Annotated in this window: 13 protein-coding genes; 9 read left to right on the top strand and 4 right to left on the bottom strand. The window is 58.1% G+C overall.

Annotation, left to right across the window (positions count from 1 at the left end):
• Positions 1 to 214: 214 nt before the first annotated feature.
• Both ACIQYU_RS10085 and ACIQYU_RS10080 read left to right on the top strand, forming a co-directional pair.
• Positions 215 to 1,492 (top strand): bifunctional O-acetylhomoserine aminocarboxypropyltransferase/cysteine synthase, encoded by a 1,278-nt coding sequence (locus ACIQYU_RS10085; protein ID WP_025338571.1) that lies wholly within the window; start codon positions 215 to 217, stop codon positions 1,490 to 1,492.
• A 436-nt stretch (positions 1,493 to 1,928) separates the two neighbouring features.
• The gene (locus ACIQYU_RS10080) at positions 1,929 to 2,510 is read left to right on the top strand and encodes a GNAT family N-acetyltransferase (protein WP_402799384.1); all 582 of its coding nucleotides are present in this window, start codon (positions 1,929 to 1,931) and stop codon (positions 2,508 to 2,510) included.
• Here ACIQYU_RS10080 and ACIQYU_RS10075 read toward each other — a convergent pair.
• A complete protein-coding gene (locus ACIQYU_RS10075; protein WP_402799381.1) occupies positions 2,485 to 3,123 on the bottom strand; it encodes a LysE family translocator in 639 nt (212 codons plus the stop codon). The two genes, ACIQYU_RS10080 and ACIQYU_RS10075, sit on opposite strands and share 26 nt — an antisense overlap.
• 112 nt (positions 3,124 to 3,235) lie before the next feature.
• Here ACIQYU_RS10075 and ACIQYU_RS10070 point away from each other — a divergent pair, with 112 nt between their 5' ends.
• On the top strand, positions 3,236 to 3,679 hold the full coding sequence (locus tag ACIQYU_RS10070; RefSeq protein WP_207836819.1) for an Lrp/AsnC family transcriptional regulator: 444 nt from the start codon (positions 3,236 to 3,238) through the stop codon (positions 3,677 to 3,679).
• 86 nt (positions 3,680 to 3,765) lie between these two features.
• Here ACIQYU_RS10070 and ACIQYU_RS10065 read toward each other — a convergent pair whose 3' ends face one another.
• Both ACIQYU_RS10065 and ACIQYU_RS10060 read right to left on the bottom strand, forming a co-directional pair.
• A complete protein-coding gene (locus tag ACIQYU_RS10065) occupies positions 3,766 to 5,157 on the bottom strand; it encodes an amino acid permease (RefSeq protein ID WP_233693565.1) in 1,392 nt (463 codons plus the stop codon).
• A gap of 80 nt (positions 5,158 to 5,237) precedes the next feature.
• Positions 5,238 to 6,062 carry a phytanoyl-CoA dioxygenase family protein gene (locus ACIQYU_RS10060; RefSeq protein ID WP_063915113.1) on the bottom strand — a complete coding sequence of 275 codons (825 nt, stop codon included), beginning with the start codon at positions 6,060 to 6,062 and terminating at the stop codon, positions 5,238 to 5,240.
• A gap of 137 nt (positions 6,063 to 6,199) precedes the next feature.
• Here ACIQYU_RS10060 and ACIQYU_RS10055 point away from each other — a divergent pair, with 137 nt between their 5' ends.
• A complete protein-coding gene (locus ACIQYU_RS10055; RefSeq protein WP_241105677.1) occupies positions 6,200 to 7,117 on the top strand; it encodes a LysR family transcriptional regulator in 918 nt (305 codons plus the stop codon).
• Positions 7,118 to 7,446: 329 nt separating this feature from the next.
• Here the strand turns inward: ACIQYU_RS10055 and ACIQYU_RS10050 are convergent, their stop codons facing one another.
• Positions 7,447 to 8,622 carry a phospholipase D family protein gene (locus ACIQYU_RS10050; RefSeq protein WP_241105678.1) on the bottom strand — a complete coding sequence of 392 codons (1,176 nt, stop codon included), beginning with the start codon at positions 8,620 to 8,622 and terminating at the stop codon, positions 7,447 to 7,449.
• Positions 8,623 to 8,949: 327 nt separating this feature from the next.
• On the opposite strand from ACIQYU_RS10050, the gene hxsD reads away from it, so the two are divergent.
• The 5 genes from hxsD to ACIQYU_RS10025 all read left to right on the top strand — a co-directional run bounded on the left by hxsD (position 8,950) and on the right by ACIQYU_RS10025 (position 13,351).
• Entirely contained in the window at positions 8,950 to 9,249 is a 300-nt protein-coding gene (gene hxsD, locus ACIQYU_RS10045) for a His-Xaa-Ser system protein HxsD (protein WP_241105679.1), read from the top strand.
• Complete coding sequence (hxsB, locus tag ACIQYU_RS10040) at positions 9,246 to 10,733, top strand: His-Xaa-Ser system radical SAM maturase HxsB (RefSeq protein WP_241105680.1); 1,488 nt, start codon at positions 9,246 to 9,248, stop codon at positions 10,731 to 10,733. Before hxsD ends, hxsB begins: the two co-directional genes overlap by 4 nt.
• 5 nt (positions 10,734 to 10,738) lie before the next feature.
• Positions 10,739 to 11,968, top strand: a complete 1,230-nt coding sequence (gene hxsC / locus ACIQYU_RS10035; protein ID WP_241105681.1) for a His-Xaa-Ser system radical SAM maturase HxsC — start codon at positions 10,739 to 10,741, stop codon at positions 11,966 to 11,968.
• Positions 11,965 to 12,573, top strand: coding sequence for a His-Xaa-Ser repeat protein HxsA (gene hxsA / locus ACIQYU_RS10030; protein ID WP_241105682.1), 609 nt, complete (start codon positions 11,965 to 11,967; stop codon positions 12,571 to 12,573). The genes hxsC and hxsA overlap by 4 nt, the downstream gene beginning before the upstream one ends.
• Positions 12,574 to 12,673: 100 nt before the next feature.
• Complete coding sequence (locus ACIQYU_RS10025; protein ID WP_402799527.1) at positions 12,674 to 13,351, top strand: hypothetical protein; 678 nt, start codon at positions 12,674 to 12,676, stop codon at positions 13,349 to 13,351.
• Positions 13,352 to 13,547 lie beyond the last annotated feature (196 nt).

Genomic DNA, 13,547 nt, shown 5'->3' with positions numbered 1-13,547 from the left:
TTCATCTCCTGATTGTGCCAGTGATTTCGAATGTCCAATCGGTTTCAACCAGCCGATCACATATCAGGCCAAAAGCTGCCCTTCGCCCTCCTTCCAATCGTCACTTTCTTTTCTGCAACGCCGCTCAACGGCACATCACCACGACCTCCTTGACCCACGCCCTCCCACCGCCGCATGCTCGAACGCTTCCACCCCACGCTCAAGGAACGATTGCATGAAGCTGGAAACTCTCGCCATCCACGCAGGCTTCAGCCCCGACCCGACCACCCGCGCGGTGGCCGTACCGATCTACCAGACCACCTCCTTCGCCTTCGACGACACCCAGCACGGCGCCGACCTGTTCGACCTGAAGGTGGCCGGCAACATCTACTCGCGCATCATGAACCCCACCAACGATGTGCTCGAACAGCGCATGGCCGCCCTGGAGGGCGGGGTTGGTGCGCTGGCGGTGGCTTCGGGCATGGCGGCCATCACCTACGCCATCCAGACCGTCGCCGAGGCCGGCGACAACATTGTCTCGGTGGCCAAGCTGTACGGCGGCACCTACAACCTGCTGGCCCACACCCTGCCGCGCATGGGCATCCACACCCGCTTCGCCGCCCATGACGACATCGCCGCCCTCGAAGCACTGATCGATTCGCGCACCAAGGCGGTGTTCTGCGAGTCCATTGGCAACCCTGCCGGCAATATCGTCGATATCGCCGCGCTGGCCGAGGCCGCCCACCGCCACGGCGTGCCGCTGATCGTCGACAACACCGTGGCCACCCCGGTGCTGTGCCGGCCGTTCGAGCATGGCGCCGATATCGTCGTGCACTCGCTGACCAAGTACATCGGCGGCCACGGGACCAGCATCGGCGGCATCGTCATCGACTCCGGCAAGTTCCCCTGGGCCGACAACAAGGAACGCTTCGCCCTGCTCAACACCCCCGACCCGTCCTACCACGGCGTCACCTACACCGAAGCCTTCGGCCCCGCCGCCTTCATCGGCCGCTGCCGCGTGGTGCCGTTGCGCAACACCGGCGCCGCACTGTCGCCGTTCAACGCCTTCCTGATCCTGCAAGGCCTGGAAACCTTGGCCTTGCGCATGGAGCGCCACACCGAGAACGCGCTGAAGGTTGCCCGCTACCTGCAAGCCCACGAGCAGGTGGCCTGGGTGAAGTACGCAGGGCTGCCCGACCACCCCGAGCATGAACTGGCCCGGCGCTACACCGGTGGCAAGCCGGCGTCGATCCTGTCGTTCGGCATCAAGGGCGGCCAGGCGGCCGGTGCGCGCTTCATCGATGCGCTGCAGCTGGTGGTGCGCCTGGTGAACATCGGCGACGCCAAGTCGCTGGCCTGCCACCCCGCCTCCACCACCCACCGCCAGCTCAACGACGAGGAACTGGAAAAGGCCGGCGTGCCACGGGACATGGTGCGTTTGTCGATCGGCATCGAGCACAGCGACGACATCATCGCCGACCTGGCCCAGGCACTGGAGGCCAGCCGCGGCTGATTCACCTGCGCCCTACCCAGTGCCGACGGCGGGCGCACCTGCTGATTGCAGGCAAGCCAGTTGTCATGGCGCTGCACATGACTCATTGGATTGGCAGGGACACTGTGGGAGATTGCCCAGCCCTTGGGGCTGCGCTGTCGCACAGGGAACAATGTTCGAGAGCGTGTCACTTTCCCTTGTGGGAGCGGGCGTGCCCGCGAAACAGCCAACGCGGTGTATGGCACCGGCTCCGCCGGTGTTCGCGGGCTCGCCCGCTCCCACAAAAACTGCGCAAGCCTTTAAAGCTTGCACAAGACAGTTGGTCCCACAGGTACGCGGACCGCTTGCGAATTCAGTTCTCCAGGCGACAGCGCAGTCCAAAGGGCAGTGAACGCTCGACACCAACGAATCCATCACAGACCATTAAAAGCCAAACGGATGCCCAGGAACGAATGCCATGGATCGCCTTCCGACGCTGTTCACCGATCGTCTTGTTCTCACGCCACTCCAGTTGCAGGATGCCCCCGTCATCCAGGAGTTGTTCCCCCAATGGGAGGTAGTGCGCTATCTGGATCGTCGTGTCCCATGGCCGTATCCAGAGGATGGCGCGCTGGTCTATGTGCGCGATGTCGCCCTGCCGGCCATGGCAGCGTGTCGTGAATGGCACTGGATGATCCGCCTGCGCAACGACGCCGAGTGCACCATTGGCAGCATCAGTTTGTTTAAACAGCCTGGAAACAACAGAGGCTTCTGGCTTGCGCCCCAGTGGTGGGGAAAAGGCTATATGCGTGAAGCATGTCGGGTCATCAACGCGTATTGGTTCGAGACATTGTCGCGTCCGCTCATGCAGGTCCCCAAAGCGGTTGCCAACCACGCGTCCCGCAGGGTCTCAGAGAATGAAGGCATGCGCATGGTGGGCGTGCGGGACGGTGATTTTGTCTGCGGGCAGATGCGCGTCGAAATATGGGAGATGACACGGGCTGAGTGGCTTGCAGGCATTTTTTCGACATCTGCTACAAGACCAGGCGCAACCCGATGACCACCTGGGCAAAGCCAAAGGTGCCGATAGCGACTGCAGACATTGCAGAGATGATCCGCATGAACGAGACGGACATCTTCTTGCGTAAAGCCGCCGTCAGCCCACTCAGGCACAGCCACCACGCAGCAGATCCCAAGAAGACTCCAGCCAGCATTGAGCAGGTGCCAAACCACATTGCTTCACCCGCCTGCGGCTCGCCGGACAGCGGGTCGAGTGCCGCAAAAATGGCAATGAAGGCCAATATTGTCATGGGGTTGGACAGGGTTAACCCGAACGCTGTCAGGAAGTCGCGAGTGACTGCCGTAGAGGCTGCCACCACTGCTGCATGCTTGGGTTTCAGCGCGTCGCGGGCAATACCCCAGGCCAGCCACATCAGGAACGCACCACCAACCACCTTCAGAAGCATTGCCAGCGACGGAGCAGACAGGGCCACCCCGGTAATGCCGACTGCCCCGAGCACCCCATAGAGAGCGTCGGCGGTTGCAGCCCCCAACCCTGTCGCAAGTCCTGAACGAAAGCCACGCTTCAGGCTCCGCTGGACGCAGAGCAGGCCAATCGGGCCGACGGGTGCAGCGATTGAAAAGCCAATGACAAGCGCCTTGATGAACAACATGAGCCCCTCCATACGGTACGCGTCGATCATGGAGGCATGGTAGGCATGGCTTGGGTAGGGCAGAATGGGTTTTCTAAGGAAGATTCGTCTTTTACCTAAGGAATTAAGCCACATGGATGACATTGACTGGAAAATCCTTGATCGCCTTCAGGGCAACGGTCGCATGACCTATACAGAGCTTGCACGGCACGTCCACCTCTCGGTGCCAGCCGTCACCGAGCGAGTCAAGCGCCTTGAGGAAGAGGGAGTGATCGAGGGCTATGCGGCGCGGGTCAACCCGATAAAAGCGGGCTATCTGGTCGGGGCCATATTGGCCATGACAGTACCCCAACCGGCCAAGGCAAAATTCCTCAAGCTGCTAGGGTCGATACCGGAAGTGCTGGAGTGCCATCACATAACAGGGGCAGACTCCTACATCTTCCGTGTGGTCGCCGCCAGCATGAGCGATTTGGAGCGGCTGATCGAAAAGATCAACATCTATGGAGAGACGCGAACGTCCATCGTGATGTCTACCCCGATCCCCGCACGGGCAATTGAACGCCCCACTCGATCGTGACCCGAAGTGGTTTGAAGGTATACGCCTGGCCATGCATCGGAGACGCGTCGCGGCAGTCCCTTGCCGGACGCTGACGGTTCAATGCCTCAAGCGTTGGCCGACACTTGTCGTGGCGCACGCACACCCCACAACCAGTAACCCAGGGATAGCAGCACCAACCAGCCAACCCCGACATACATGGCTGTGCGGCTGGCCGGGAACCAACCGAGCACGCCAAAAATGAATACCATGAAAGCAATCGCGCAAGCCGGCCCTACCGGCCACAGTGGCACACGATAATCCAGTGCAGCCGCCTCCTCCTTGCTCATGCCGCGCCGCATGGCCACCTGAGAAAGCAGGATCATCAACCAGACCCAGACAATGGAGAACGTGACCACCGCAGCGAGCACCAGGAACAAGTCTTCTGGCACCAGGTAGTTCAATACCACGCCCAGAAGCAGCGCAACGCCCATCACTGCAACCGTCATCCACGGCACACCGAAACGCGACAACGATGCGAAGCCGGCAGGTGCCTGGCCGTCCTGAGCCATGCCGTACATCATGCGCCCAGCGCTGAAGATATCGCTATTGATTGCCGAAACAGCCGCTGAAATGACCACGATGTTCAACACGGTTGCCGCTGAACTGATGCCAAGACCACTGAAGATCTGCACGAACGGGCTACCGTGGCTGCCAATGCTGGTCCAAGGGTAAATGGCCATGAGTACGAACAGGGTAAGAATGTAGAACAGCAGGATACGCAGAGGCACCGAGTTGATAGCCTTGGGCAGCACGCGCTTCGGGTCCCTTGCCTCGCCTGCGGTGATGCCGATCATTTCGACCCCGCCAAAGGCGAACATCACGACAGTGAAGGAAGCGATCATTCCACTGACGCCATTAGGGAAGAACCCGCCGTGGCTCCACAGGTTCGAGATTCCGGCAACCGTGCCTGCCTCGTCATTCAACTGGATACCCAGTAGCAGCACTGCCGCGCCTGCCACAATCATGGCAACGATCGCGGTCACCTTCAGCAACGACAGCCAGAACTCCATCTCCCCGAACACTTTCACGCTGCACAGGTTCAGCGCCCCGATAAAGAACACTATCCCCAGCACCCAGATCCACGCGGGCGTTTCAGGGAACCACAGCCCCATGTAAACGCCAAAGGCCGTCACGTCTGCCAGGCACACCACCAACATCGAGAACGCGTAGCTCCAACCGGTCAGAAAGCCAAAGTAGCGCCCCAGGTATTGGCTGGCATAGTGGCCGAACGAGCCTGACACCGGGTTATGAACCGCCATTTCGCCAAGGGCGCGCATCATCATGTAAATGGCTGCGCCACCGATCAGATAGGCCAGCAGAACTGAAGGCCCTGCCAATTTGATTGCCGATGCCGAGCCATAAAACAGTCCGGTACCGATAGCAGAACCTAACGCCATGAAACGAATATGCCGGGTAGAGAGACCCCGCTTCAACTGATGTGAAGATTGAGCGCTCATAGATACCTTCTTGGTTTTATTATCAGGTCCGCACAACGCTAATGCCGTGCGGTTTTATCAGGCACGCATTATTCCAATCATCAAGCCCTTGGCCACAGCACCGGAAACAGTTCGTGGTTCATTTCGGCACCGCTGGCCAGTTGCGTTTCCAGGCCAGGAAACGGTGGCGAGGTTTTCCACTGGCGCGGTGCGTGAGTGATGTCATCGCCCAGGAAGCGCACCGAGAAGGCTCGACGCCGGCGATTGCCCCCGACACCGCCAGAGGCGTGCAAGGTGAGCATGTGGAAGAACACCGCGTCGCCTGGGGAGAGCGCCCAGCCGAGGATGTTCCAGGCGCTGCGATCGGCCTCGATATCCGGCAAGTCCGCAAGGCTGCCTTCCGGGAACCATTGCGCCTGGCTGTCGAGGAAGCTGCGTGGCATCAGCCACGGCCCAAGGTGCGAGCCCCCCACGAATTCAAGGGTGGACGCTCTGGAGACCGGGTCGACGGGCATCCACATGCTGCAGTTCTGGCGCCCGTCGATGTTGTAATAGGGCTGGTCCTGATGCCAGGGCGTTCGCTGGCGCGTGTTGGGTTCCTTGACCAGCAGGTGATCGTGATAAAGCCGGGCTGTCTCGCTGTTCATGAGTTGCGCTGCAACGCTACCCACCCGGCTTTCAAAGATGAACTGGCGATAGGCCGGAATATCACTCCAATTACAGAAGTCTTCAAAGAACCAACCCGGGTCATCAGGGCGGCTCGCCACTTTAGCGCGCTCGCTTGGGGCTTTCAGGTTCTGTTCGATGCCGGTTTCGAGCAGTGCAACTTCTTCCGGCGTGAACAAATTACGTACGCAGACGGCACCATCGCGCTGGAAAGCCTCGATGGTTTCTTCACTTAATTGAAATTCGGCGGTCTGTTTCATAAGCACCCTTTGGTCTTTTTATTGGGCAACAGCACCACTGCCAAGTATCAAGCGGAACAAGCAAGGTGCACCGCGAGTATTGCTTTTCAGCTACGATAGGAAAAGAATATATTTCCTAATCCCGAGTATAGGAAAAGATGATAGGGTTCTCGTTCAGGCAGCTCGAATACTTCGTCGCCGTGGCCGAACACGGCAGCATCAGCGCTGCGGCGCGAGCCCGGCACGTTTCGCAGCCATCGGTTTCGGTTGCGATTGCCCAGCTTGAAGAGGCGCTGAACGAGCGGCTGTTCCGGCGCCAGGTCAGCCGCGGGCTGGAGCTGACGTCAGCAGGTACGCGTTTACTGGCCCAGGCACGCGATATCATCGGCATGGCCATTGCCATGAATCAAAACGCGGATGCCACGCGAGGCTCGCTGCGCGGCAACCTGTCGCTTATCTGCTTTCAGGACTTGGGCCCCTATTACGCGCCGCGGCTGCTATCGAGTTTTCGCAAGCAGTATCCCGATGTGGAGGTCACGCTGTTCGAGACTGACCTGGCAGACGTACACCGCCACCTGAGCGCCGGCAAGGCCGAGCTCGCGCTGACGTATGACATAGGCCTCGATCCCTCGCTGCCGCGCCAGGTACTGGCTGAGCTGAAACCCTACGCACTCATCGCCACTGACCACCGCCTGGCCCAGCTGGCAGCGATACCGCTGCATGAGCTGGCGCAGGAGTGTTTGATTCTTGAGGACATCGCACAAACGCGTGAGTATTTTCTTTCGCTGTTTTGGGCGCATAACCTGCAACCGCGCACTCAGCAATTTACCCAGACCTTCGAGATGCAACGGGGCCTGGTCGCGCATGGCTACGGGGTTGCCCTGTCATGCACCCGGCCCGCCGGGGACCACTGCTATGACGGTACACCGCTGTTGTGCCGGCCATTACTGGAAGAGGTATCACCGCAAAAAGTGGTGCTGGCCCAATCAGGTGCGATGCACCCATCGCCGGTGGCGGAGGCGTTCAAGGGTTGGGTTGCTCGGGAGATAGCTGGTGGGGGGCCTGAGTTCGATTGAGGTAGCCATAGGTATTCAGCAGGGTTGCTGCGAGACGGGCCAAGTACCTCGTTGCAGTTTGCAAGTTTTCTCGAGGGACAATGACGGATCAGTTCGAGTAGCCCCCCTGTGAAAGCGTGCCGCGTGGAGTGCTACCCGTTGAGATCTCTACTCGATAGAGGAGCCCCAAGAGCCCGCGATAACAATCTGCTCTGACCCTGCGACTCTTCAGGCGTGGAGACCGCCAATAGGCACAGTGCGCTAAAAGTCGCACTACTGTGCCTCGTAAGCTGACGTTACCCTCGCGCAAAAGCTAACAAAGTTATCAGTTTAGCTGGGCAATATTTAACCTATGGCTCGTAAAACAAGGCATCCAGCATAGCGGCCCTGGCATTCCAAGCCTTTAAAGCTTGACCTGAAGGTGGCGGTGCGGACCTCCACCACGGCGCATCCAGGATGCGCTCTACAACCTCATCCCAGTATCGCATGTAGTCCAGTTGGTCAGGCCGCACCAACCCGACATCTTTGGCCAGTCGTTTTCGGTTGGCACTGTCGACGCACAGAAACTGATCAGGTCGTTTCATGCACAGTAGACGTGTAGCCGTTGCTATACCATCCCGGCCGTCAGGGAAAGCGCTGCAATATTCTTCGATGAATCTGCTGTATTGCGACTTTGTGACTGTCCCTTGCACAGGGATGTGCTCCAACGCTCTTGAAAATGGCTCAGGCCTTTCAATCACCACGTTCTTGTAGACGCCTGCGCCCTGCATCGAACCAAACCAACCGGCAGAAGCGATGACTTGATTTGGCAGGCCCGCGATTGCTCTTCGCGTCTGCCCATCAAGATCTTGAAAGGTTGGAGCGCGGGCGAAAGCCGCCTGTATCTCGTCTAGAAACGCCAAGCGCTCCTTGAGGCCTTGCTTGTCCGTCCTGAGCAGCATCAAATAGCTGGCCCAGTCCAACGTCATGACGCTGGAGTCGACTGCTGCTTTGCCAGAGGGCCGCTCCCCATAAAGGTCCATCAGCTTGTCAAGCTGGGGCTTCCTCGCTTCTCGAATGGCTTGATATCGTTTTGCATCGTCTTTTGAAACAACACGTGCGTATTGGCCATATCCATTGACCAGTTTCTGAATTTCCTCGACAGCCAAGCCATCCCGATGGGTTATGAGTGTGCAGAGTTCGGTGTTTTTGCCCAGTGCGCCTGCAGTCAGGTTCGCACTGCCAATAATGGCTTCCCAGCTGCCATCGCTCTGGAAGAGAAAGACCTTAGGGTGGAAAACGCCATTTGGCTGCATGACGAACTTGACCTGTTCGGAGCCGGCAAAATCCATCAGTACTTTGGCGTCTGTCTGATAGAAATGTATACCGATGACTGCGCTGCTAATTTTCACCTTGTTTCGGAACAAGGCTTCATAGACGGCGGTGTTCGCTGATGCCCAGGCGACGCCGAAAGAAATAGTGCTGTGGGTTTCGATGAGCCGTTTGAGATGCGCTTCCAGCGCTTTTGCGGTACTGATGAGTTCCATGGCTTCCAAGGGGGGTGGGGGTTGTCGATGGGTCTATAAGACTTTGAAAACGAGCTTACCCTTACTGAATGGCATATGGCCACTACTGATAGTTTAAATCAAACGCCGCGACCGCAAGGACGTAGGGACGTAGGGACGTAGGGACGTAGGGACGTAGGGAGCAGGCGACTGGCTCCCTCGACAAAGCAACAAGAAACTTCACGTCAACAGCCAAGTCAGCACTTCATGCATGTCAAATGTGAGAAAATGTAAAAAATCATGATGGCACAATGCCTCAATAACAGGCAAAATCCATACGTTTCCAATGGGTATGAAGGACCGGTTTCGATGACATGGCCAGTCACGCTGACACTCGACAGCGCAGCCTATCCCCTCTGCGTGGTACAGCGAGCCGCTTACGCGCTGGCCGACACCGTCGCGATCCAGATTAGGATCGACGCCGACCAAATTAGCCTCATAGCCCTGCCCGCTGAAGCGAAACTGACGCTATCCCTGGAGCAAGCCCATTCGCTGATCCTCCAGCATCTGAACGACTTTGCCCTGCGCGACCACATCAACCGCGAAACCGCAGGGTTGCGCGAAATGCTGGCCCGAGCTGCGCTCGCTGGATGTGGGATTTCGCAGTGACACTGATTGCAACCGATGCCAACAGCTACCGCCTGCTGCCCTTTCGCTTCATGCGCATGAACACGGGGCATGACCGTGACATTCTGCTCACCTCTGATACAGGCGAGTACCTGCACGTGAACGACGCGCAGTTGCGGGCCCTCAGTTACTTCAGCGTTGAGCCAGGCACACCGTTCTACAAAGACTTGCTGGCTCGGCACTTCATCTACGAGCCAGGCCGTCACGATCCGTTCCCGGAAATGGCTGCGCAGTATCGCAGCCGCAAAGACTTCTTGTTCCAGGGCCCTGCGCTGCACTTGTTTGTTGTAACACTGCGCTGCAATCACACCTGCCAGTACTGCCAGGTGTCGCGCGCCCCGCTGGGCGGCTCCGGCCACGACCTGTCGGAAACGGACGCATTAGCCGCAGTTGATCGCTTGTTCGAATCGAACGCTCCCGCCCTGACGGTGGAGTTTCAGGGCGGCGAGCCGCTTCTGGCCTTCGAGCGTGTGCGCCAGATTGTCGAGTGGGTGACTGAACGAAACGTGGTCGAACAGCGGGATATCCAATTCGTCATTACCACTACCCTGCACCATCTGACGGACGAAATACTCGACTTCGCAAACCAGCATCGAATCCAGTTCTCGACATCGCTCGATGGGCCCGCCCCCTTGCACAATGCCAACCGCCCAACACCGTCACGAGACTCGTACGAGCGTACCGTGAAAGGCATACAGCGGGTGCGTGAACGCCTTGGGCACGACGCGGTCTCCGCCCTGACCACGCTGACCTCAAGAAGCCTTGAACAGCCTGAAGCGATCATCGACGAGTATGTAAACCAGGGCTTCTCCAGCATTTCTCTTCGGCCGCTGAGCCCTTACGGGTTTGCCACCAAGAGTGCGCATCGCCTTGATTACCCGATTGAGCGATACCTGGAGTTCTACAAGAAGGCACTGGCCTATCTGTTAGATATCAACCAGCAAGGCGTGTTCTTGTCGGAAAGCTATACGAGCCTGCTGTTGAAGAACATCTTGACGCCCTTCTCTTCCGGCTATGTAGACCTGCGCTCCCCCGCCGGCGCCGGCTCTGCGGCGCTGGTTTACAACTATGACGGTTATGTCTACCCGTCGGACGAAGCCCGGATGTTACTGGAGATGGGCGAAGACGGTTTGAGGCTAGGCACAGTCCATCAACCCCTGCCAGAACTCCTGGCTTCGCCCGTCATGGAAGCGTTGCTTGCCAGCGGAGTTGCCGAAGCACTGCCCGGCTGCTCGGACTGCGCGCTGGTCCCTTACTGTGGTGCAGACCCGATCGAACACTATGCCCGCCAAGGCGACCCGATCGGGCATAGGGTATTCAGCAGCTTCTGCAAGAAGAACATGGGTCTGCTGAAGCACTTGTTTGGCTTGCTTCGCGACGGTGACGACAACTTACAACGGGTACTGCTGTCCTGGTTGAACAGGCGCTCCTACAGCGATGTTCGCTTCCCGGGCTACAGGGGCTGAAGACGATGCTGCGCAAAGATACCCATTTCGAAATTCATCACTTGAATGAGCCAAAGCTGCTCAAGGTCATCACACTGGATGAGTTCATCGAGCAGGGCCTGGCTGTGTGTGCCGGAAGCGCTGTATTCAGTGATCTGCTGCTTTGGCTGCCAAACAACGAACTGCAACGAAGCCCGCACCTGCGTTCATTGCCGGTAGGCGGCATCCTGACCCCGGAACCACTGACTGAGCACATCGAGAACGAGAGACTGCACCTGCATTCTCCAAAAGATGCGGATGTCGTGCAGCCGGGTGATGTCATTGCCATCACGCCAGGCAACACCTTGGTAAGAGTGCTTTACCGTCGCGGTTCAGACAGCAACCTGCTGTTCATGACGGACCGTTGCAACAGCCTATGCCTTATGTGCTCACAGCCGCCAAAAGATATTGATGACCGCTGGCACATCGAGGAAAACCTTCGGCTCATAGATTTGATGGACGCGGGCGAGGAAAATCTTGGCATCAGCGGCGGAGAACCAACGCTCTATCGCGATGGTCTGCTGGAGATTCTGGCCAAGTGCAAAGCCGTTTTGCCGCAAAAGTCCGTACACGTGCTTAGCAATGGGCGCCTGTTCAAAGACCCAAGCTGGATCGCAGCATTGAATGCCCTTGGCCACCCTCAGCTGAGCTGGGGTATTCCACTGTATGCCGACAATGCTGAAGACCATGACCATGTGGTGCAGGCCCCTGGCGCCTTCAGCGAAACCCTGCATGGCCTTTATAACCTCGCCCGCGCCGACCAGATCATCGAGATTCGCGTCGTGCTCAATCGCCTGACCACACCGCGCCTGCCCGAGCTAGCCCACTACGTATTCAGGAACCTGCCGTTCGTACGGCATGTTGCGCTGATGGGTATCGAAAGTACGGGCCTCGCCAGGAAGCACTACGAAGAACTGTGGGTTGACCCGCTGGACTATCAGGAATCATTGAGCCAAGCCGTGTACTTCCTGTTCAACCGCGGGATGCCGGTTTCGATCTATAACCTGCCCCTGTGCTTGATCCCGGCTCATCTCTCGCGCTTCGCCCGCCAGAGCATTTCGGACTGGAAGAACCTGTTCATCGATGCCTGCCAGCAATGCGCTGCGGTTCAGCATTGCTCAGGCTTCTTCAAATCCCACACCGACCGCTGGCAGAGCCGCGGCGTACAACCACTATCGACCGAGGCCTTTAGCGCCTTTGCAAGGAGTGCGCAGTGAAATTGCTTGACCGCTGGAAAGTCCTGATCAGTGGGATCACCCTGCTGCCGATGGCAGGTACCACCTTGGCACAGGCGGTCCATATGCCGCTTGCTGATGCCAGCTGGCAGCCGAACGACAAACTACAGCCCCCAGTCTTTGCCGATACGCTCAACGCGCCAGACGCAGTGAACATCTATGCGGCACATCGCTCGCATAGTTCACATCGGTCCCACAGCTCGCATAGTTCCCACTACAGCGGCTCGGGCGGCTATAGCGCACCACGCTACTACAGCCCGCCCACAACCAGCACGCGGAACTACAGCGCGCCAAGTACATCGAGCAGTACCTCGAGTAGCAATAGCCTTTATCAGTCGTCTGGTACATCGACCGGGACGAGTTCGACGACTTCAAAAGCACGAGCAACCAACGAGCAGAAGAGCAACCTGGTCGCTCGCGTGCAGACCGCCCTGACGGTACGCCAGTATTACCAAGGCCCCATTGATGGGGTGTTGGGCAAGGCGACACGTGGTGCGTTGATGGCCTTCCAGATGGACAGTGCGCTGACCGTGAATGGCAGGATGGATACGCCAACGTTGAATGCGCTGGGGATCAAGATTCCATAAGTCGCCCCCGGCTAGAACAGAGATGACAGTTCCTCAACATCCCGTTCGATTCGCACCTTGGGTGGGCGCCCGATATACAGAGGGCGTCCACGGCTTGCGCATGCTTTTGGTGTGCGAATCGCACTATGGGCAAAAGGAACATGAGCGGCCAACCGTTACACCGGAAATCATAAAAGCTCTCGCTCTGGGGCAAGCTCATCCCTTGGCCACTGCCAAACCAGGTAAACACGCGCATTTTACCAAGATCAGGACTGCGGTCACGAAGGCCAGGCCCGATGGCGCCAGTTTGGATACGCAAGGGTTTTGGCAGTGCATCGCTTACTACAATTACCTGCAGGAGTTCGTAAGTGCCTGTCGCAAAGCCCCACCCAAAAGCGCCTGGGGGCGGAGCGAATCTGCCTTTTCTGAAGTGGTGAGCGTGCTGGCGCCGGATTTGATTGTCTGTTTCAGCAAACGCAACGGAAAAAAAGTCCGTTCGCTATCGAAGGGCACACCGGTGGCGGTGGTTAACCATCCCTCATCACGGTTTGCCTATCACAGAGCAAAGCCAGCCATCGCCAAAGGGATCGAGGAAGCTCTTGCACGAGGCTTGCACGTCTCTGAGTTTTCAAGTAGCCCCACCTATGACATCTGGTGCCGTGCCACGGCTTCTGCATTACCAACACCGCTAGCCAATCTTTCCCCGCCCCATATCGATGAGCTTCGACAGGCACGTATGAAGGCAATGAAAGCTCTCGATAACTATCATCGGCTTGTCCCTCCAAGCGGGATTGAGTAAGTAATTGAGCTGCAGCACTTGGCTGCGTGTAAAGCTGGCCCTTCCGTTGGATTGAACCTGGACGGATACAACGCCTAGGGCCAGTAAATGTCGAACCTAGCGGGAGGTTTTGTGACGAACGTACAGCGCAGCCGCTCCCCCGGAAAACTGCCGAAGAGTTCGGAGTCCACTCGTTTCACTCCGCACCGCTGGCTGC

It is taken from the genome of Pseudomonas sp. NPDC096925, assembly GCF_044762545.1.
Lineage (GTDB): Bacteria > Pseudomonadota > Gammaproteobacteria > Pseudomonadales > Pseudomonadaceae > Aquipseudomonas.
Note: the sequence above shows the minus strand (reverse complement) of the source record. Positions and strands in the feature narration are given on the sequence as shown.